Genomic DNA, 17,742 nt, shown 5'->3' on the forward strand with positions numbered 1-17,742 from the left:
CTTACCTTTATTGCGAACGAATGGCGAGAATAATCGATCTGAAATTACCCAAAGCCCTCGCGGCTGCGCTGCGCATCCCGCAAAACGACCCGCGTCGGCAGCAACTCCGGGTGCTGAAAAAACTGCTTCGGAAGGCCCGGTTTACCGAGTTCGGACAGAAATACCGCTTTGACGAGATCCTGCTCAGCAAGCACCCCGGCAAGCTGTTTCAGCAGATGGTGCCGGTGCACGACTACAGCAAGATCTACGAGGAGTGGTGGAAGAAAACCCTCGACGGTGTGCCCGACGTTGCCTGGCCCGGCAAGATCAAGTACTACGCGCTGAGCTCGGGCACCTCCGAGGCGGCCAGCAAATACATCCCCGTAACACGCGAGATGCTCCGCAGCAACCGCGTCAATTACCTGCGGCAGTGGCTGTCGATCATCTCGTATGACAACCTCCCACGCAACGCCGTAACGAAAGGCTTTCTCATGCTCGGCGGCGCCACCGACCTGCAGAAGGGCGCGGCCGGCTGGTATGCCGGCGACCTGTCGGGTATCCTTGCCAAGAACCGCCCCTTCTGGTTCCAGACCTTCTACAAGCCCGGAGGCCGCATCGCCAAGATCAAAGACTGGAACGAGAAGCTCCACGAGATCGTAGAGCATGCGCGCGAATGGGACATCGGCTACATCGTGGGCGTGCCCGCCTGGTGCCAGATGTGCATGGAGATGATCGTGGAGCATTACCAGGTAAAGACCATCCACGATATCTGGCCCAACCTCGGCTTCTTTGTGCACGGCGGCGTTTCGTTCGAGCCCTATAAAAAAGGCTTCGAGAAGCTGCTCGGCAAGCCCATCGTTTATATCGAGAATTACCTTTCCAGCGAAGGTTTTATCGGCTACCGCGCCCGAGAGAACGCAGAGGGGATGCAGCTGATACTCGACAACAACATCTTCATGGAGTTCGTGCCCTTCGACGACAAGAACTTCGATGCCGATGGCAAGATGGTCGACAACCCGGAGGCGCTGATGATCCACGAGGTGGAGGTGGGCCGCGAGTATGCGTTGCTTATGAGCACCAACGCGGGTGCCTGGCGCTACCTCATCGGCGATACGCTGCGCTTCGTGAACAAGGAGCGCGCCGAGGTGGTGATCACCGGGCGCACCAAGCACTTCCTGAGCCTCGTGGGCGAGCACCTCAGCGTGGAGAACATGAACCGCGCCGTGCAGCTCGTCAGCGAAGAAATGAATATCTCCATCCCCGAGTACGGCGTTGTGGGCTTTCCCTATGAAGGCCTCTTCGCGCACAAGTGGTACGTTGCCTGCGACGATGCCGTTGACGAAGCCCTGCTGGCCGAAAAGATCGACGCGCAGCTTTGCGTGCTCAACGACGACTACGCCGTGGAGCGCGGCTCGGCGCTGAAGGCGGTGTTCCTGGAAAAACTCCCCGAGCGCGCCTTTATGGAGTTCATGGAAAAAGAAGGCAAGCTCGGAAGCCAGCATAAATTCCCACGCGTGCTCAAAGGAAAAATACTCACCGACTGGAACCGGTTCCTCGAAGAAACAAGGGGAACAAACGGGCGGGTGTAATCTGCTAATGAAATAGTCTGCTGGTCTGCGAATAAGGAGAAGTCTCTGACTTTCGGGTAGAGAGCAGGTATTAGCAGATTAGCAGACCAGCACATTAGCAGACTCGTTAGCAGACTCGTTTGCAGACTCAAAACCAGATTTGCACATTCGCACATTATATTCGTTGCGGTAGAATATGTGGTACGCTCTCATCAAAGGACTTTCGCTTGGCTTGCTGCTCTCCATCTCGGTGGGGCCTTTGCTCTTTACCACCATCAAGCAAAGCATCAACAACGGAACGCGCGGCGGCATGGCCTTTATCGCGGGCGTGTCAGTGAGCGATGTGCTGCTGGCACTCGCCGTCAACTTCTTCACCGAGCTCTTCACCCGTATTATTACGGGAAAGGAGATCGTCGGGATCATCGGGAGCCTCTTTCTGGTGGGCGTGGGCGTTTATTTTCTTTTCTTTAAAAAGATCAAGGTGGCCGTCGACGGGCAAACGGAGCAGAAGTTTCGCAAGCGCGATTTCTTCAAGCTGTTTGTGACGGGCTTCCTGATGAACGTGCTAAACCCGGGCATCTGGCTATTCTGGCTGGCGGCGGCAACATCCTTCGCCGATCACACCATCGACCAGCGGCTCGGCATCTTCGGGATCGCCCTGCTCTTCGTAGCCGGCACCGACGTGCTGAAGGTTCTTGGCGCCAACAAGATCCGCCGGCGCCTCACCCCGCACAATATCCAGTTCATCAGCCGCCTCAACGGGTTTATCCTGATCTGCTTCGGCGTGGGGCTGCAGGTGTATTACCTGTTCTTCCACCATTGATAACTCAAAAGTCAAAAACCAAAAGTCAAAAGCGCCTGGAAACAACTCCCAGCTTTGACGCGTTTCCATTTCAAAAGAAAGTCGCGGCACCAAGCTTTTTGAATGTTGATTTTTGATTTTGACTTGATCCCTTATGAAAAACAAGCGATCCAAAGGCTCCCCTTTCTGGCGCATCGTGAAGAGAACCTTTCTCTTCCTGTTCATCGCGCAGCTGCTGTACATCGTGCTGCTGAAGTGGATCGATCCGCCCGTGACGATGACGCAGCTGGTGTCGCTGTTCAGCGGCGACGGCCTGAAGCGCGATTATATCGGTGATGTTCCGTCGAACATGAAGCTGGCGGTGATCGCGTCCGAAGACCAGCTCTTCCCCGACCATGCCGGCTTTGACTGGAAAAGCATCGAAAAGGCGCAGGCCTACAACAAGCGCAAACCGGGCCGCGTGCGCGGCGCTTCCACCATCTCACAGCAAACAGCCAAGAACGTTTTTCTCTGGCAGGGGCGCAGCTGGCTCCGCAAAGGCCTCGAAGTTTATTTTACCAAGATGATCGAGTGGATCTGGGGCAAGGAGCGCATCCTCGAAGTATATCTCAACGTGATCGAAATGGGACGCGGTGTGTACGGCGTGGAAGCCGCGGCGCAACACTACTTTCACAAGCCGGCCGCGGAGCTCTCGCGCCGCGAGGCGGCCCTCATCGCCGCCTGCCTGCCCAATCCGAAGCGCTTTCAGCCGGGCAATGGCGGTTACGTGCAGCGGCGCGCGGCGCAGATCCAGGCCAACATGAATTTCTTGCAGATAGATCCGGATGTGCAACGTGTGATCGGCCTGCAGCAAGCGAAAGAGAGTAAAGTGAAGAAGGCCCGGAACCGGGATGAAAAAAGCGAATAAGGGATTCGCGACGTCCCATCATCACGTCATTGCGAGCGTAGCGAAGCAATCTCTTTCGGGGTGCGTCCGCGGTCTCGGAAGGCGACAGAAACACCTGCCGCGTAAGCCCCGGGAGATTGCTTCAGGCCCCTTCCTCCGACGACGGCTCCTCGCAATGAGGGTTTCAACGGGCTTAGCGTACGGACTTCTTTCTCTATTTCTTTGCGGTTAGGAAGCTTCATCGTCCCAGTCCGCAAACTCCTGCTCGATCGCGGCAATCGCGCACTGCAGCCGCTCCTGCTCGTTTCCGGAGATGATCGCAAAGGGGCGGCCATCATTCACCATAATATCCAGGTAGGTTTTGTACAGCCGCTGCCGCATTTCCAGGTCGGGGTACTCGCGCATGCCGTCGGCCACCCAGGGCAGGTCGGTGTTGCAGAGGAGGTAGAGGTCGCAGTGCTGTACTGCGCATTGCCGGATTATCCAGGGCGGGCATTCGCCGAAGACCACCTCGTACCACACCTTCATCACGTACATGTCGGTGTCCACGAAATAATAGTCGCCGCGGGCTTCTTCCTCCATATAAGCCTCGAGTGCCAGCTGGCCCTGGGCGATGCGCATCAGGTCGCCGCGGTCGTAGTCGGTGCCGTTCACCTCGAGATAGCTGCGGGCGTACTCGGGGCACCAGGCCGTGTCGTAGTGCGCCGCGAGCTCGCGGCAGAGGGTGCTTTTGCCCGTCGACTCAGGACCTATCACCACGATCTTCTTCATCGCGGCACCTCCATCAGCAGGTCGTCGACGACCACTTTTTGAGCGCTCCGGGCCCGCTCCTTCCATTCGGCAAGACCCCAGAATGCCATCAGCAGCAGGATGAAAAACAGGACGCTCGTGAACACGTATCCTTTGACGTAGTAGAGCGGTATCGATGCGATGTTGGTAGCGATCCACCAGTACCAGCTTTCCACCTTCTTGCGCGCCATCAGCCACATACCGGTAAAGGCGGTGGCGGAGGCAAAGGCATCGGCGGCCGGAATGGTGTTGGCCTGGAAGGCGCCCTTCACATAGTCGAGGGCAAAGAAGATGGCGATATAGAATGCGGCGAAGAAAGCGATCTCCTGCAGCCATTCGCGGCTGGTTGAAAAAGTAATGCGCACGGCATGCTGCTGCCGCTCGTTGCGACGCGCCCACAGGATCCAGCCGTAAATGCTCATGATGGTGTAATAAAGGTTTACCGTAGCCTCGCCAAAGAGGTCACCCTTGATCGAGAGGTACATGTAAATGGCGGTGTTGACAAGGCCCACCGGGTACACCCAGATGTTTTCCTTCCGCGAAAACCACACACTCACGATGCCGCTGATAACCGCAATGAACTCGAGGGGCGTCGTTAGCCGCAGCCCTTGCCAGAACTGCTCAAAAAAGTCGTGCATCAATATTTCCCGAACGGGATCTCCCGCTGCAAGATAGCGGCAAATTCGGGATCGGAGGGCACGGGGAGGCTCGCGTTGAGGATGCGGCCCTGCGGGTCGAGCAGGAGGTAGCGCGGGATCGTGGTAATGCCATACGGCTGAAGGAAGGAGTCGCCGGCATCGGGCACATGCAGCTGCAGCACGCGCGACGTATTGTACACGATCTCGCGGCGCCAGTCGTTGCGGTCCTCGTCGACCGACAGCGCCACGAACAGCACCCGCTCGTCGGTGAAGCGCTCGGCCATCTCCTCGAAATAAGGCGACTCGCGCTTGCAGGGGCCGCACCAGGAAGCCCACACATCGATCACGACGTAGCGACCCCGGAAGCGGTCAAGACGGAAGGCGGTGCCGTTGCCCGATTCCGACGCGAAGTCGGGTGCCGGGCGGCCGCGCATCAGGCTGTTGAGCCGCCGCAGGTTTTGCTCCAGCACACGCCGGTACGATGGGCTGCTGAGCTCGGGCAGGGCTGCGGCCACGAACGAAGCACGCGCGCTGCTGTCGGGAAGCCGCTGCAAGCGATCGGAGAAGATGCTCAGGTAAAAAGCGTCGCGAACGGCAGGATTCGTTACCTGCTGCTGCGCATAGGCGACCAGCGCGCTATCGCGGTTCGGGCTGAGCGCCACGCGGCTGCGCAGGTAGTCGGCCACGTACTGCAGGTAATTCGCCTGCCCTGCCAGCGAAGGATCGTTGAGGGAGATCTCGCGCCGAAGCTCCTCGAGGCCGGGCGTGTACGCCAGCTTCTCGTTGGGGTGATACAGCGCGAAGGCCTTGGGGTACTCGATGTTGACGATACGCAGCAGCGACACCGCGCACAGCTTACGGTAGAACGCTACGAAGTCGGCGGCGGGCCGCACGTTGTCGACCGTATGAAAGCGCTCCGCCTTTTGCGTGTAGCCATCCAGGTTATTGAGCACCAGCCTCGAGAACTTCGCAGGCGGCTCCTGGATGCCGAAGCGCTCGATACTTGAGAAGTCGGGGAGGCGCTCCCGCGCGAGGAATTCGTTCTCGGCGCCGCGCGTGCCGCTGAAGTGCTGCTCAAACTGCTCCTTTGTATTGGTGACCGCAACAAAGAGCGAGTCGCGGCTTCCGAAATACACCGGCAGCGACAGGCTTCCCAGCTGAAGCTGGTACAGGTCGGGGGCGAGGCCATCCACGCCCGCCAGGTGGAAGGAACCATTGACCACCATTCCGGAAAGAACCGTATCCTGCGCCGGCCCGCGGAGCAGCGCCACCGTCTTCACCGGGTTGTCGGATTTTAGCTGCCCGGCGATCACGGTACCGTTGTAACGGGTCATCAGCTGTGGCCGCGTGAGGCCCCAGGCCGCGAGCGCGAATATGGCAACGGCAGTCCCACTGAACACGGCATAGCGGCCCCGGAGATGCGCGGCCGCGAAGCCGCGGCGTGTAAGCAGCGTATACCCGAACAGGAGTCCAAGGAGTGCCCACAGGATCGCAAGCCACTCGTGGGGCAGCAGGAGGCTTCCCTGCGGCGAGCCCTTCATTCCCTCGCCTGTAAGCGCAAAGGCCGACCAGGGAAACCAGTTCCAGATGCCCGCGTCGGCGAGCGAATTGCCGGCAATGATCCCGATAAGGCCGATGATAAGCGGCCAGGCAAAGGTGCGGATCAGCAGGGCGATATAGTAATGCAGCGCCACGATGCCGAGGGAGGCGATCCAGTAGCGGAGCAGCACTTTGGCGATGCGGAGCGCGTCGATCTTCGAGGAGGCCAGGGCGGATTGCGCGCCGCTCCATTGCAGGATGCTTCCGCCGAGGAGGCTGAAGGCTACCAGCAGCAGGAGGCTCAGGAGCGCGACGAGCAGCGCCACCTCGTACTTCACCAGGAAGAGTGCGGCCCGCGACACGGGCTGCGTTTCGAGCACCTTCCACGTATCGGCCTTGTGCTCGAGATATACGAGGCGCACCATGGTGATGACCAGGAACAAGGGGTAAAAGAACGCACCGAAGGCGCCGATATTCGTTTCGAGCATCTTGTTCCAGGCGTCGCGGTCGCTGTTGAGATCGGGGATGAAGTAGCCGACGATGGTCATGATCAGCGGGATCACGAGCGCGGTGCCGAGGCCCATCCAGAAAAGACCGGTGCGTTTGAGCTTGATCCACTCGGCGCGGAAGCAGGCGGCGTGGGTGGCGAGAAATAATTTCATACGATGGACTTGTCGTTTTGGGTGATGCGCATAAACCAGTCTTCGAGGCCGCCCTGCATGCGGATGCCGCAAACGGGAAGGCCGCGGGCCACGAGGCTTTCGTTGAGGCGGGCCACGCCGCCGGCGTCGGTGATGGGGAAGAGCACCTCGTCGCCGTTGAGCGGGCGCGCGCCCCAGGCGGGGTCGAAGGCATCGCTGCGTGCGGCCGCGCCGGGGATGGTGAAGACAGCTTCGCCACCCGCTTCGGCATCGCGGCGCAGCTGCTCGAGCGTGTTCTCGTAGCGGAGCACGCCTTTATGGATGATGCCGATATGGGTGCAGGTTTTTTCGACCTCGGCGAGCAGGTGGCTGGACACGAAGATCGTTTTGCCTTCCTCGCGGTGCAGGTGCCGGAGCAGGTCGCGGATCTCGACGATCCCCGATGGGTCGAGGCCGTTGGCGGGCTCGTCGAGCAGCAGCAGCGAAGGGTCGGGCAGGAGGGCCATGGCGATGCCGAGGCGCTGCTTCATGCCGAGTGAGAACTGCGCCACGCGGCGGTGCTGCACCTGCGTGAGGCGCACGATGCCGAGCACGGCGTCGATGCGGGTGGCGGGCAGGCCGCGGAGCGTGGCGATGACACGGAGGTTTTCGCGGGCCGTGAGATGACCCCAGAGCGACGGGCTTTCGATGAGCGTGCCGACGCTGGCGAACAACCTTGGCAGGTGCTGCTGCAGCGAGCGGCCCTGGAGAAAGATGTTGTCGCTATCGGAAAGCAGCATGCCGGTAAGTAGGCGGATCGTCGTGCTCTTGCCGGCGCCATTGGGACCAAGAAACCCGTAGATGCTCTGCCCGGGTACATGGAGCGACAGCTCGTTGACGACCCGGCGCTTTCCAAAGGCAAAGGAGAGCGCCCGGGTTTCGATTGCAAAGGACATAGGTGCAGTTGTGGGATAAACTTACTGATTTTCGGGAATCTGCAGTAAGCGCCGCAAGCGCCGGTGAGAGAAAGAACGCAGATCCACCTGCGGTGGATACACAGATTTTTAAGATTGGTTATGATTTCTGAAGTGTTTATCTGCGCTCTAATCATAAAAATCATAACAAATCTGCGTTCTTTCTCTTGTACGTAGCCCCGGCACAACTTTTTTACCCCTGCCGTTATGCCCGTCTGCCGCGTCCCCACCAACGACACCTTTACCCGCCTGCTTCCACCCCTGCTGACGCTGGCGCTGGCGCTGGTGCTGTTTTATTACTGCCAGATGGTGCTGAAGCCCCTGGCCCTGGCGGGGCTTATGGCGCTGCTGCTCACCGGCCCCTGCCGCTTTTTCGAAAAGCAGGGCTTCGGTCGGGCCTACGCGGCGCTTATCGTGCTGCTGTTCGCGATCGTATTTTTCGTGCTGCTGTTCTACTTCCTGTTCAACGCCATCCTCTCGTTCCGCGAAGACCTGCCCCTTATCAAGCAGAACATCGACCATTCGCTGCAGCAACTGGAGGCGCTGCTCGGGCGCTGGCTCAAGACCGACACGGCGCGGGTGCACGAGATCGTCCAAACCTCGAGCGTCAACCTCCTACCCAAAACGTCGTACCTGGTAAACCGGACGCTCACCCTGGGCTCGGTGATCCTCTTCGCCGGCATCCTGCTGCTGATCATGACGTTCCTGATGCTGCTGTACCGCGGACTTATCCTGGGCTTTTTCCTGCAGCTGTTTGCCGACGAGCACGCGGGCGTTATCCAGAATCTGTTCAACCGAATTCAATACGTGATCCGGAGCTACATCGTGGGGCTGCTCATCGAGATGGCGGTCGTTGCGAGCGCCTTCTTCGCCGTGCTGGCGCTGCTGGGCATCCGCTACGCGCTGCTCCTGGCCATCATCAGCGCCATCATCAAGATCCTTCCCTATATCGGCATCACGCTCGCGCTGCTGCTCACCGCGCTGATCTCCATCACCACCAACGCGCCCGCTACGGTGCTGTGGGCCGTCGTGTCTATGTTACTGATTCACATGATCGACACCAACATCCTTAACCCGATCATCGTGGGCTCCAAGATCCGCATCAACGCGCTGGCGGCGATCGTGGCCGTACTCACCATGGCGGCCCTCTGGGGCCTGTCGGGCACCTTCATGGCCCTGCCCCTGCTGGCGATCGTAAAGGTGGTGTTCGAAGAGATCCCCGGCCTGCGCCCCTTCGCCCTGCTGATGGGCGACGACACCAACCTGCCGCGCGAGCACGGGTTCCTCATCCGGCGCATCCGGCATAAGTCGAAGTAGTTTCCGGTTCCGGTTTGGGGTTTGGGGTTTGGAGTTTGGAGTTTGGAGTTTGGAGTTTGGCGTTTGGCGTTGTGGCCGGGAACTGTCACTGATTAAAGAGCGCGGTAGCGGCGGCCGGGACGCAGGTACAGGATTCCTTCGCGGGTGCCGAAGCGGGTGGGCAGAGCGCGGCGACCCGCGGCGCTGTTTGTCCAGGCGGTAAGGTGCAGGTGCGGAAAGGCCGAAAAGCCTACATTGCCGCTCAGCGCCAGCGGCTGTCCGAGCTGCACGCTGTCGCCTACGTGCACCAGCGCGCTTCCCTTTTTCAAGTGGCCATAAAGCAGGTTCGAGCCGTCGGCATGGCGGATCACCACCACGTTGGCGCGACCGAGGTAGCGCTTGCTGAGCCCATGTGCCGAAAAGCTGTCGACCACCCGAACCACCACGCCTTCGCGGGCGGCGATAACGGTGGTGCCCACTTTCATTTTGAAGTCAAGCCCGAGGCGGTGCCGGTGCGAGAGCCAGGAGTTGTAGCCTTGCACCAGCCGGTACCGCGAACTTGGCGCATAGGGCAGCCGGTACACGGGCGAGGAGTCGGCCGCGGCCTCGGCGGCGCTGGCAAAGCGGTGCTGCACGCCACAGGAACCGGTACAAAAAGCCAGCGCGCTGAGCACTATCGAAACACAAACGGCTATCCTCATGACCCATGAAGATAGCCGTTTACGGGGCTGAAATCAAGCGGGCGGTCACCAGGCGGGCGCTGCATAGAAATCGGCCAGAGAGCGCGTATACAGCGCATAGGTGATGGGCGCCACCTTCTGGAACACGGCAGGCTCCTTCGCAGCAAGGGGTACGAGCATGAGGCTCTGCTTGCCTTCCTGCCTGGCGCGCTCGGCAACACCTTCGCGGTTGTCGAATTTCACATCGAAGTAATAGAGATAGGGAAAGATCCAGCGGGTGTAATCGTCTTTGCCGGTACCCGAGAGGCTGCGGATCTGCAGGCTGTCGTAGTTGCGGGCAATGGCCTGCTGGAATTCGACGGCATTGAGCGGCACGCCGTTGAGCACCGGCATCGCATCCCACTGCCCGTCGAGGATCGCCCACTTTTTCAGGTCGGTGAGGTATACCTCGAGCAGCACGTGACCCGCGCCCGACTCGGTGGTTTCCACGTCTTTCGTTTTGAGCGCCAGCACCCGCGCCGGCAGGCCGATGGCGTTGAGGGCGGACGTCGCCACGATGCCGTATTCGACACAGCGGAACTGCTTGCCCGACTTCGCCTCTTCGAGGATCGTCAGGGCATCGGGCTTCGAAGGCTGGTTGTCGCCATTGTGGCTCCAGCGGTCGTGTGTCCATTTCAGGATGCGGAGCGCACGGGCCGAGTCGGAGGTAGCGCCGCGCACAATCTCCTCCAATCCATACGATGCCCGGAGCTGCTGCAGGAAGGGATTGTCGGCCGAGTGCTCGTACCAGAACTGCGGGTGACGCCCCGATGCAGCGCTGTCGAAGGAGAGCGGCTCGTAGTTGTAGCCACGCACGTCGGTAAGCGCGTATTTGCCGTCGATCGTATGCACGTAAAACCGGTAGGGCTTGCCGGCGCTGAGGGGAAACAGGATCGAGTCCTTACCGGTAAAAAAACCGAATTGTACCGTGCGCGAAAACACGGGGATGCTGAGCACGTCGGGCGCGGCTTCGGGTGCAAAGCCCCAGGAGCCACGCGTCCAGTTGCCATCTACCCGGTAGTCGGCAGTGGCGCCGGAGGCCTCCAGCAGGGGCAGGTTACGGTACGTCGGTTGAGCGGCGGCCAGCAGGCTGCCCGTGGCAAGCAAGAGCGTGAGTAGTGGTTTCATAAATGGAGCTGCAAGATGCTCGTTCTGACGAACGGGGCGCGGCCTGAGTTACATGAACTGTCAAAAAAAATGGTCCCGCGGCGGGCGGGACCATTCTTATTCGTTGCGAATGTGTATGCTCTGTTTTCTTAGTGTTCCGAAGCTTCGGGACGCGCCGGTTCTTTATTCGGCCTCGGCAACTACTTCCTTCACCTCGGGGATCATCCGCTTCATCATGCCTTCGATACCGGCCTTCAGCGTGATCATCGAGGAGGGGCAGCCGGAGCAGGAGCCTTGGAGCATCAGGTTTACGACGCCCTCTTTGTAGCTTTTGAACTGGATCGCGCCACCGTCCATTTCCACCGCGGGCTTCACATAGTTCTCGAGGAGTTCCTTTACACGCTTCACCACGTCGTCGTCGTCGGCCGTTACCTCGTTGGAGCTCTGGGGCACCACCTGCGCCACTTCATCTTCATTCACAACCGCCTTGCCTTCCTCGAGGTACTCTTTGAGGAACTGGCGGATCGTCGGGATCACGTCGGCCCAATCGGTCTCGGTGGTCTTGCTGAGGGTAACGAAGTTGGAGGCGATGAATACGGCGCGGATAAAGGGGAAGCCGAACAGCTCGGTGGCGAGCGGCGAGGGCTTCGCGCTTTCCACGTCGGGGAAGTCGATGCTTTTGCCGGGGTAGAGGAGCTTGTTGGCAACAAACTTCATCGTTTCCGGGTTGGGCGTCATCTCGGTATATATGCTGATAATGGGATTGCCGGTCTTGATCATAACGTCAGGTTTACGGGGGCAAAGTTAGGCAATGGCCGGCGCGGAAATGTTACGGGAAACGGAAATATGACCCGCCCGCGACACGGGCCGCGGTCAGTACCAGTACACCAGGAGGAAAACGGCCACCAGGTATGCCCAAAGCAGGGTAAAGGCAACGTGAACGGCCGTCTCGAAGCGCTTGCCGCGCCACAGTTGCGGGGAGTAGCCGAAAAACTGGATCCCGAAGCGCAGCGCCCAGAAGAGGGCGAGGCCGAGGGCGAGCTTTTTGCCGAGTGGCGTTTGCAGCAGCTCCTCGCCGGCAGCCAGGCACAGCAGCCCCATCAGTCCTACGGTCACCGCGATAAAAAAGGTATGGATCCCCATCATCTGGCGGTTCATGAGGCTGAGGCCGGCGAGCTCTTCGCGCCAGCGGAAGTAGCGCGGGAAGATGCAGTGCAGCGCCGCCAGGCACAGGAGCAGTACGCCGATGATCTTAAGTTGCAGCAGCATGGAGTACAAAGGTGCTGACAAACGGCGTGAACTTCGTTTCTTTTTCCAGGCGCAGCCCGCTTTCGCCAAACACGCGGAGCCAGCTTTTCCGCGGCAGGAAGTGGAGCACGCCGAAGTGATAGGCAAGGGCATTGGCGCTGTCGCGGAGGTGCTCGGTAACGATGATGCGGCCGCCCGGCGCCAGCCGCTCGCGCAGTGCGGTGAAGAAGCGCGCCCGCTCATCGTCGTTGCGGATCTCGTGGGCGGCGAAGGTGAGGAGGATCCGGTCGAAGGACCCGCCACCCGGAAGCTGCGATGTTTCCACCACTTGTGTGCCGGGGTACGCGGGGTAGGCGGCGCGTGCCCGTGCGATGGAAGGCTCCGTGTGCCGCGCGGGATCATAAAAGTCCCAAACCTCCAACGCCAGGGGACCGAACCGTTCCTGCAGGGCAGCGCTCGTTTCGTCGAAGCCGGCATTGATGTTGAGCACCCGCGCGCCGGGACCGATGCCTGCGGCGCCGAGCCACTGCAGCCGGTAAAACCCCGACAGGTCGTAGATATACAGGGACACGAGCAGTGAAACGAGTGTCAGCGCAATGCTTGCCGCCAGCAGCACGAGGAGCAGGCCCTTCAGCCAATCCTGTACCCACGATGCGGCCAGCGCCAGCACAATCCAGGCGGACAGCGCTACGGCAAAGAAGGGCCAGTTGAAGCGGATGATGTTCAGGACACCCTGGAGGGGCCGGCGGCGGGTTTCCATAGATCGCGTTTACCCTTTTTCCAATAATACGGAATGTTGCGGATGCGGAAGGCGTTGGCCAGCGGCAGGTCGGCAAGACCGAGCTCCCGGAGAAAGCCCACCTCGTAACCCGTTACCAGCACCGGCTCGGGATCCCAGTGCTCGCGCACGCCTTCGATGATCAGCACTTCGCTTCGCGATTTGTCGTAGGTGAACGTAAAGGGCAGCGGGCCGGCAAAGCGGCGTGCTTCCTTCCAGTCGGCGAAGGGCGAGTGCGCGGGGAGCGGTACCGGGCTTTCGGTATCGGTAGTGCGCACGTGCAGCTTCGAGCGCTTCGATACGATCTCGGTATGCGGCCCGGAGTGCGCCAGCGTGATGTCGGTTGTGCGGTAGTTGTAGTGTGTGAAGATGTTTCCGAAGAACGACATCCGCGGCTTGTCGGTTTCGGAGCGGAGGATGTAGAGCCCGCGGAGGCGCTTGCCGGCGCTCGTGGTATAGCGTACAAAAAGCCGGTAGCCGGTGAGAAAGAAGTCGTTGCCCATAAAGGCCGGGAAGCCCTTCGGGCGAAGCCCCCTTGTTTGCACCATCGCTACGGCGAGGAAGGCGGTATCGCCGTGAAAGGTGTCGAGCTCCAGGCATTCGGGAAGCAGCGGCTGCAGGCGTTCCTTGGGCGCCGCGAAGGTGAGTACCAGCGACGAGTCGAAGTGGGCTTCAACGGCAAAGGGATGATCCTTCAGTGACTGCATAGGAAAGTATAAGGCAAAGGTAGACTACGCGAAATCGTTCCGGCTCAATTTTCAAGCGGAAGCGCGCTGCGCCGCGTGCCGGTCAATGAATCGGCGGCGTTCCGCCGGAGTCCGCCCCAGGCGACAAGGCCGCAGAAAAGCGCCGCCCAGGCCGCATTCCACGGTCCCCAGAGCAGCAGGTCGCGGGCGAAGATCGCCTCGAGGGTATTCATCGTTGCCACCACTATGAGCTGCAGTATCGTGTTGGCGCGCCGCCGGTAGCCGCTCAGCCACCACAATCCCATCACGATCTCGGCAGCGCCGATAAGACGGGTGAGCAGGGGCGCCGCGTCTGTGCCCACGAAGCGCGCCACGATCGCCTCGTGCCGCGGCACGGCGTGGAGCAGCTTCGCCCAAAGCCCGTTGACGAGCCATACAAAAGCAATAAAAATGCGGACAATGCGGTGAAGGAGCGGCACGCGCTAAAGATACAGTGATCAGAAATGCTCAATAAACAACGCTCAATATTCAATTCTCAGGGAAGACCCTTGAATATTGAGCATTGAGCGTTGAACATTGAAAATTTTCCGCGGCCTAGAACGTATACTTCACTCCCGCCGTCACATACCCCATCGCCTTGCCGTATTCGCCGGCTACGAGGTTTTGCGGTGCTACGAAGCCGGGCGTGACCAGCAGCATCCAGTGATCGCGGGCGTAGATAAGCGGCAGCGTGGCCTCATACGAAAGCACGGCGAAGCGGCGTCCGGTTTCGGTGACCGTAGAACTACTGCCGCCGTTGTTGCCGGGCAGCGGTACCGGCAGCGGGCTGTTGCTGCCCGATCCCTTTTTGACATAGGTGCTGCTGAACTGCTGCGTGCCGGCGTTGACGGTCACGCCCGGGTCGATGACGAAGACGCCCTTGCCCAACTCGATGCGCACAAGGTGGTCGATGCCGGCGGAGGCGCCGAAGTCGACGGCGCTGCTGAATTTCGCATCGGCGCCCAGCGTCAGGTTGAGCAACTTGTTGAGCCGCGTGACGCTCGCACCTGTCTGTGCCTTCAGGGCCGACTGCACCAGGCGGGCTTCGGCCGTATAAAAGGGTTTCAGCGCATAGAGGCCCGTGATCCACTTCTTCGTCACCTTCTGGAAGCCGATCGTAGCCACCGCGCCGGCGTACTCAAACGATTGAAGCGAGTTGTTGACGAAGATGGGCGCTGCGTTGATATAGAAGTTGGGCGTGGCCCAGAATTCGGCCATCGGGAAGTAACCGCTGCTGCGGATGCTGTCGGTGCGTCCGTAGTAATGCAGGTTGCTGTTGTAGTTGAGCGATATCTTGAATTGCGGTTTTGCCTTCGGAACGCTGTCGGTGCGGGCGGTGCTGTCGGATTGGGCCGAAGCAGCGAGGCCGCAGAAGCTGAGGGCGAGGAGAAAGATCGGTTTCATACACGGAGGGTTTCGGGTAGTAAAAAAGTCATTGCTGGCACAGCAAAGCGGCCTCCACGATCTTGTGCTGATTGTAAAGGACGTCCGGCGTTTGCAGGGTACTTCTTATTCAGAGCGCCTGCGTAGGCCAGGAGTTGCTTCGCTGTGCCGCAATGACGTAGTATTAGTGCTTCACCTTCACGCTGCCGGAAGACTGCACAGCGGCGCTGCCCTGAACGGCGGAATTTTCGCTGGCGTGCTCCTTCGCGGTTTGCGAAGCGTGAACGGCACCTTTCGATTTAGCGCGCACTTCGGTCTTCACCTTGCTGCGGGCCTGGGCACTCTTTTGCTTTGTCTTTTGCACGGCGGCGCTGCCATCCTGCTTTACTTTTTCCTTGGTCTTCACGCCCTGGGCCTCGCCCTGGCGGATCGCGTCGCTGCCATTCACGCGCACATCGGCACCGGTGTTTACGCTGGTCGACGCATCGGTCTTCGCGCCGAATACGGCGGAATTATCATTGGCGTTGGCCTTGGCCTGGTCGCTGGCATGCGTGGAAGCCTGGGCATTCACGCGGGCGCCGGCTTTTACATCGGCGGCCTCGGTCGCGGTTTGCGTGGCACCGGCAGCGGTAGTACCCACGGTCGAACCAACGCTGCTCTTCACATCAACGGCCTTGGTAGCGGCGGCCGATGCGGCGGCCTGCGTGGCGGCGCCAGTGGATGCGGCGGTAGCCGTCGTGGCTTTCGTAGCGGCGGAAGCGGCATGCGTAGCGCTCACAGCCGCGCCGGTGGCGGCCTTCGTGGCGGCGGCAGAACTAACGCTGCCGCGTACAGCAGCATTGGTAGTAGTTGAAACGGCAGTACCCAGTTGGGCGAAAGCAGCAGTGGCGCCAAAGGTGGCGGCGATCAGGAAGAGGGATTGCTTGGCAATTTTCATAAAACTTACGTTTAAGGGTTTGATCGCCCTTAAGACAAATCTGTGCCAAACTCCAGAGCTGTTTTTTGAAAATGCGCATATACCTCGCCGTCGATAAAAAGGCGCTCAGACGGGCCTTTCCCAAAAAGGTTTAACCGACGGGGTGCAAACAGTAAAAATTCCGGTCGGCGGCGATTTCCTTTTCGAAAATTTTAACAAATGGACTCCGGTCGCCGGATTCATCCCGCGAAAATGCGGGTTCCTTCCGGCGGCGTGTGGCGGTTGATTTCGCTTGTGTAGCTTTCCATTGTTATGACTACACCGTTTCGTATTGCGCTGTCCGTCGGCTGTTGCCTGCTGCTTACTTCGGTTGCTGCGCAAAGCATTCCGGATTCGCTCACGCCCGCGCAGGTACGCGAAGACCTCGGCTTCGTTTCCCGCACCCTGGAGAGCATGCATCCGAATCCCTGGCACGACATAAACCGCGGCCGCTTTTACCAGTTGCGCGACTCGCTGGCCGGGTCGGTCAGGCGCAACGTCGGCTCTGAGGAAGTATACCCGCTTGTGGCGCGGCTGTGCGCTGCGAACAACGAAGGGCATACCCATGCCTGGGCAACGCCGTTGAGCCAGAAGATCATTGCCGGCAAGATCCCGGTATTCCCGGTGCTGCTGCGCGATGCCTCGGAGAATGGCTTTTATGTGCTGGCCGATCTTTCGGGCGACAGCCTGCTCCGCGCCGGCGACCGCATCGTGTCGATCAACGGGCAAAGCACGGCGCGCCTCTTTCCGCGCTTCCTCGGCTACTACGGCGGACTGCCTGCCTGGCGCCGCTCGCGGGTACAAAACGACCTCCTGCTGATGCTCCACGTCAATGGCGTACGCCCGCCCTATCGGGTGCGGTATGTACGCGATGGTAAATCGCACGACGCTGCGCTCGATGGCCTTGGGTATTCTATCTATAAAAGCCGGCGTGACGCGTACCGCCGGGGCGTGCAGGCACCGCCCCGGGAGCCCGATTATTCGTTTGAACGGGTCGAAGGCAACGTGGGGCTGCTGCATTTCAATGGCATGGAAGGCGATCCCGGGGCATTCTGGAATTTCCTGGAAGAAACGTTCCGCAGCCTGCAGCAGCAACCGGTAAAAGGCCTGCTCATTGACCTGCGCAGGAACGGCGGCGGCAACTCGCTGCTTGGCTGGTACCTGCTCCAGTTCCTGACCGACAAACCGTTTCGCATGTCGGGTGACGTGTATTGGAAAATGAGCCCGCAGGTGCGCGCCTGGTACGGGGGCCTGGATACGGCGCGGCGCCGCGCGATGGACACGGTAAAATGGGCGGGCTACCTCGCGCATAAGGATGGCGAGCTGATCGTGCTGCCCGCCGGCGCTCCCGAGCGCCCCGGCAGCAATTCGCTGCGCTTCGGCGGCCCCGTAGGTGTGCTGATCGGGCCGCATACGTTCTCAAGCGCCAACATGACCGCGGCGACCATCAGCGACTATAAGCTGGCCACGTTGATCGGCGAACCCACTGGCGAGCCGGCGAATGACTATGGCGAGGTGCTTTATTTCGATACACCGAACGCGCGGGTAAGTTTCGGATCCTGCACAAAGCTGTTCGTTCGTCCCAATGGCAATCGCAGCGACAATCGCCCGGTGATCCCGGATATCGCGGTAAAGACCTTTCCCGGCCGGCAGGAAGACGCCGTATTGCAGGCTGCGCTCCGCTGGCTGGCGCAACAGGACGCGCGCTGATTACCGTTTCTGGGAAAAGCCGTACA

Annotated in this window: 18 protein-coding genes; 5 read left to right on the plus strand and 13 right to left on the minus strand. The window is 60.2% G+C overall.

Going from position 1 to position 17,742, the window contains the following annotated elements:
- The first annotated feature begins 20 nt into the window (after positions 1–20).
- The 3 genes from ACYU7Z_RS10970 to mtgA all read left to right on the plus strand — a co-directional run bounded on the left by ACYU7Z_RS10970 (position 21) and on the right by mtgA (position 3,256).
- Complete coding sequence (locus tag ACYU7Z_RS10970) at positions 21–1,568, plus strand: GH3 domain-containing protein (RefSeq protein ID WP_460570353.1); 1,548 nt, start codon at positions 21–23, stop codon at positions 1,566–1,568.
- 175 nt (positions 1,569–1,743) lie between these two features.
- Positions 1,744–2,370, plus strand: a complete 627-nt coding sequence (locus ACYU7Z_RS10975; protein WP_460570355.1) for a LysE family translocator — start codon at positions 1,744–1,746, stop codon at positions 2,368–2,370.
- 133 nt (positions 2,371–2,503) lie between these two features.
- A complete protein-coding gene (mtgA, locus tag ACYU7Z_RS10980) occupies positions 2,504–3,256 on the plus strand; it encodes a biosynthetic peptidoglycan transglycosylase (protein WP_460570357.1) in 753 nt (250 codons plus the stop codon).
- Positions 3,257–3,463: 207 nt separating this feature from the next.
- Here mtgA and ACYU7Z_RS10985 read toward each other — a convergent pair whose 3' ends face one another.
- Genes ACYU7Z_RS10985 through ACYU7Z_RS11000 form a run of 4 tightly spaced genes read right to left on the minus strand, consistent with a single transcriptional unit; the run spans position 3,464 to position 7,777 of the window.
- Positions 3,464–4,006, minus strand: a complete 543-nt coding sequence (locus ACYU7Z_RS10985; protein ID WP_460570359.1) for an AAA family ATPase — start codon at positions 4,004–4,006, stop codon at positions 3,464–3,466.
- Entirely contained in the window at positions 4,003–4,662 is a 660-nt protein-coding gene (gene pnuC, locus ACYU7Z_RS10990) for a nicotinamide mononucleotide transporter family protein (protein WP_460570361.1), read from the minus strand. Before pnuC ends, ACYU7Z_RS10985 begins: the two co-directional genes overlap by 4 nt.
- Entirely contained in the window at positions 4,662–6,863 is a 2,202-nt protein-coding gene (locus tag ACYU7Z_RS10995) for an ABC transporter permease (RefSeq protein ID WP_460570363.1), read from the minus strand. The genes pnuC and ACYU7Z_RS10995 overlap by 1 nt, the downstream gene beginning before the upstream one ends.
- Positions 6,860–7,777 carry a P-loop NTPase family protein gene (locus ACYU7Z_RS11000; RefSeq protein ID WP_460570365.1) on the minus strand — a complete coding sequence of 306 codons (918 nt, stop codon included), beginning with the start codon at positions 7,775–7,777 and terminating at the stop codon, positions 6,860–6,862. Before ACYU7Z_RS11000 ends, ACYU7Z_RS10995 begins: the two co-directional genes overlap by 4 nt.
- A 225-nt stretch (positions 7,778–8,002) precedes the next feature.
- On the opposite strand from ACYU7Z_RS11000, the gene ACYU7Z_RS11005 reads away from it, so the two are divergent.
- Positions 8,003–9,112: an AI-2E family transporter gene (locus ACYU7Z_RS11005; RefSeq protein ID WP_460570367.1), complete on the plus strand. Its 1,110-nt coding sequence runs from the start codon at positions 8,003–8,005 to the stop codon at positions 9,110–9,112.
- Positions 9,113–9,204: 92 nt separating this feature from the next.
- On the opposite strand, the gene ACYU7Z_RS11010 is transcribed toward ACYU7Z_RS11005, so the two are convergent.
- The 9 genes from ACYU7Z_RS11010 to ACYU7Z_RS11050 form a co-directional block, all read right to left on the minus strand.
- A complete protein-coding gene (locus ACYU7Z_RS11010; protein WP_460570369.1) occupies positions 9,205–9,792 on the minus strand; it encodes a M23 family metallopeptidase in 588 nt (195 codons plus the stop codon).
- A 45-nt stretch (positions 9,793–9,837) separates the two neighbouring features.
- Positions 9,838–10,938 (minus strand): transglutaminase-like domain-containing protein, encoded by a 1,101-nt coding sequence (locus tag ACYU7Z_RS11015; RefSeq protein ID WP_460570371.1) that lies wholly within the window; start codon positions 10,936–10,938, stop codon positions 9,838–9,840.
- A gap of 162 nt (positions 10,939–11,100) precedes the next feature.
- On the minus strand, positions 11,101–11,697 hold the full coding sequence (locus tag ACYU7Z_RS11020) for a NifU family protein (RefSeq protein WP_460570373.1): 597 nt from the start codon (positions 11,695–11,697) through the stop codon (positions 11,101–11,103).
- 93 nt (positions 11,698–11,790) lie between these two features.
- Positions 11,791–12,186 carry a hypothetical protein gene (locus ACYU7Z_RS11025; RefSeq protein WP_460570375.1) on the minus strand — a complete coding sequence of 132 codons (396 nt, stop codon included), beginning with the start codon at positions 12,184–12,186 and terminating at the stop codon, positions 11,791–11,793.
- Entirely contained in the window at positions 12,170–12,925 is a 756-nt protein-coding gene (locus ACYU7Z_RS11030) for a class I SAM-dependent methyltransferase (RefSeq protein WP_460570377.1), read from the minus strand. The genes ACYU7Z_RS11025 and ACYU7Z_RS11030 overlap by 17 nt, the downstream gene beginning before the upstream one ends.
- Positions 12,889–13,650 (minus strand): YqjF family protein, encoded by a 762-nt coding sequence (locus ACYU7Z_RS11035; protein ID WP_460570379.1) that lies wholly within the window; start codon positions 13,648–13,650, stop codon positions 12,889–12,891. The genes ACYU7Z_RS11030 and ACYU7Z_RS11035 overlap by 37 nt, the downstream gene beginning before the upstream one ends.
- A gap of 44 nt (positions 13,651–13,694) precedes the next feature.
- Complete coding sequence (locus ACYU7Z_RS11040) at positions 13,695–14,108, minus strand: DoxX-like family protein (RefSeq protein WP_460570381.1); 414 nt, start codon at positions 14,106–14,108, stop codon at positions 13,695–13,697.
- A 115-nt stretch (positions 14,109–14,223) separates the two neighbouring features.
- Positions 14,224–15,072, minus strand: coding sequence for a hypothetical protein (locus ACYU7Z_RS11045; protein WP_460570383.1), 849 nt, complete (start codon positions 15,070–15,072; stop codon positions 14,224–14,226).
- Between the two features lie 163 nt (positions 15,073–15,235).
- Entirely contained in the window at positions 15,236–15,988 is a 753-nt protein-coding gene (locus ACYU7Z_RS11050) for a hypothetical protein (RefSeq protein ID WP_460570385.1), read from the minus strand.
- 291 nt (positions 15,989–16,279) lie between these two features.
- Here ACYU7Z_RS11050 and ACYU7Z_RS11055 point away from each other — a divergent pair, with 291 nt between their 5' ends.
- The gene (locus tag ACYU7Z_RS11055) at positions 16,280–17,716 is read left to right on the plus strand and encodes a S41 family peptidase (RefSeq protein WP_460570387.1); all 1,437 of its coding nucleotides are present in this window, start codon (positions 16,280–16,282) and stop codon (positions 17,714–17,716) included.
- Positions 17,717–17,742: the final 26 nt, after the last annotated feature.

Source organism: Flaviaestuariibacter terrae, from assembly GCF_054777635.1.

What these genes read in the sequence shown, in the direction of transcription:
- ACYU7Z_RS11020 (WP_460570373.1), bottom strand. Translation starts at nt 11,697, where the DNA reads ATGATCAAGACCGGCAATCCCATTATCAGCATATATACCGAGATGACG.
- ACYU7Z_RS11000 (WP_460570365.1), bottom strand. Translation starts at nt 7,777, where the DNA reads ATGTCCTTTGCAATCGAAACCCGGGCGCTCTCCTTTGCCTTTGGAAAG.
- ACYU7Z_RS10970 (WP_460570353.1), top strand. Translation starts at nt 21, where the DNA reads ATGGCGAGAATAATCGATCTGAAATTACCCAAAGCCCTCGCGGCTGCG.
- ACYU7Z_RS10985 (WP_460570359.1), bottom strand. Translation starts at nt 4,006, where the DNA reads ATGAAGAAGATCGTGGTGATAGGTCCTGAGTCGACGGGCAAAAGCACC.
- ACYU7Z_RS11030 (WP_460570377.1), bottom strand. Translation starts at nt 12,925, where the DNA reads ATGGAAACCCGCCGCCGGCCCCTCCAGGGTGTCCTGAACATCATCCGC.
- ACYU7Z_RS11015 (WP_460570371.1), bottom strand. Translation starts at nt 10,938, where the DNA reads ATGAAACCACTACTCACGCTCTTGCTTGCCACGGGCAGCCTGCTGGCC.
- ACYU7Z_RS10975 (WP_460570355.1), top strand. Translation starts at nt 1,744, where the DNA reads ATGTGGTACGCTCTCATCAAAGGACTTTCGCTTGGCTTGCTGCTCTCC.
- pnuC (WP_460570361.1), bottom strand. Translation starts at nt 4,662, where the DNA reads ATGCACGACTTTTTTGAGCAGTTCTGGCAAGGGCTGCGGCTAACGACG.
- ACYU7Z_RS11025 (WP_460570375.1), bottom strand. Translation starts at nt 12,186, where the DNA reads ATGCTGCTGCAACTTAAGATCATCGGCGTACTGCTCCTGTGCCTGGCG.
- mtgA (WP_460570357.1), top strand. Translation starts at nt 2,504, where the DNA reads ATGAAAAACAAGCGATCCAAAGGCTCCCCTTTCTGGCGCATCGTGAAG.
- ACYU7Z_RS11005 (WP_460570367.1), top strand. Translation starts at nt 8,003, where the DNA reads ATGCCCGTCTGCCGCGTCCCCACCAACGACACCTTTACCCGCCTGCTT.
- ACYU7Z_RS11035 (WP_460570379.1), bottom strand. Translation starts at nt 13,650, where the DNA reads ATGCAGTCACTGAAGGATCATCCCTTTGCCGTTGAAGCCCACTTCGAC.
- ACYU7Z_RS11050 (WP_460570385.1), bottom strand. Translation starts at nt 15,988, where the DNA reads ATGAAAATTGCCAAGCAATCCCTCTTCCTGATCGCCGCCACCTTTGGC.
- ACYU7Z_RS10995 (WP_460570363.1), bottom strand. Translation starts at nt 6,863, where the DNA reads ATGAAATTATTTCTCGCCACCCACGCCGCCTGCTTCCGCGCCGAGTGG.
- ACYU7Z_RS11055 (WP_460570387.1), top strand. Translation starts at nt 16,280, where the DNA reads ATGACTACACCGTTTCGTATTGCGCTGTCCGTCGGCTGTTGCCTGCTG.
- ACYU7Z_RS11010 (WP_460570369.1), bottom strand. Translation starts at nt 9,792, where the DNA reads ATGAGGATAGCCGTTTGTGTTTCGATAGTGCTCAGCGCGCTGGCTTTT.
- ACYU7Z_RS11045 (WP_460570383.1), bottom strand. Translation starts at nt 15,072, where the DNA reads ATGAAACCGATCTTTCTCCTCGCCCTCAGCTTCTGCGGCCTCGCTGCT.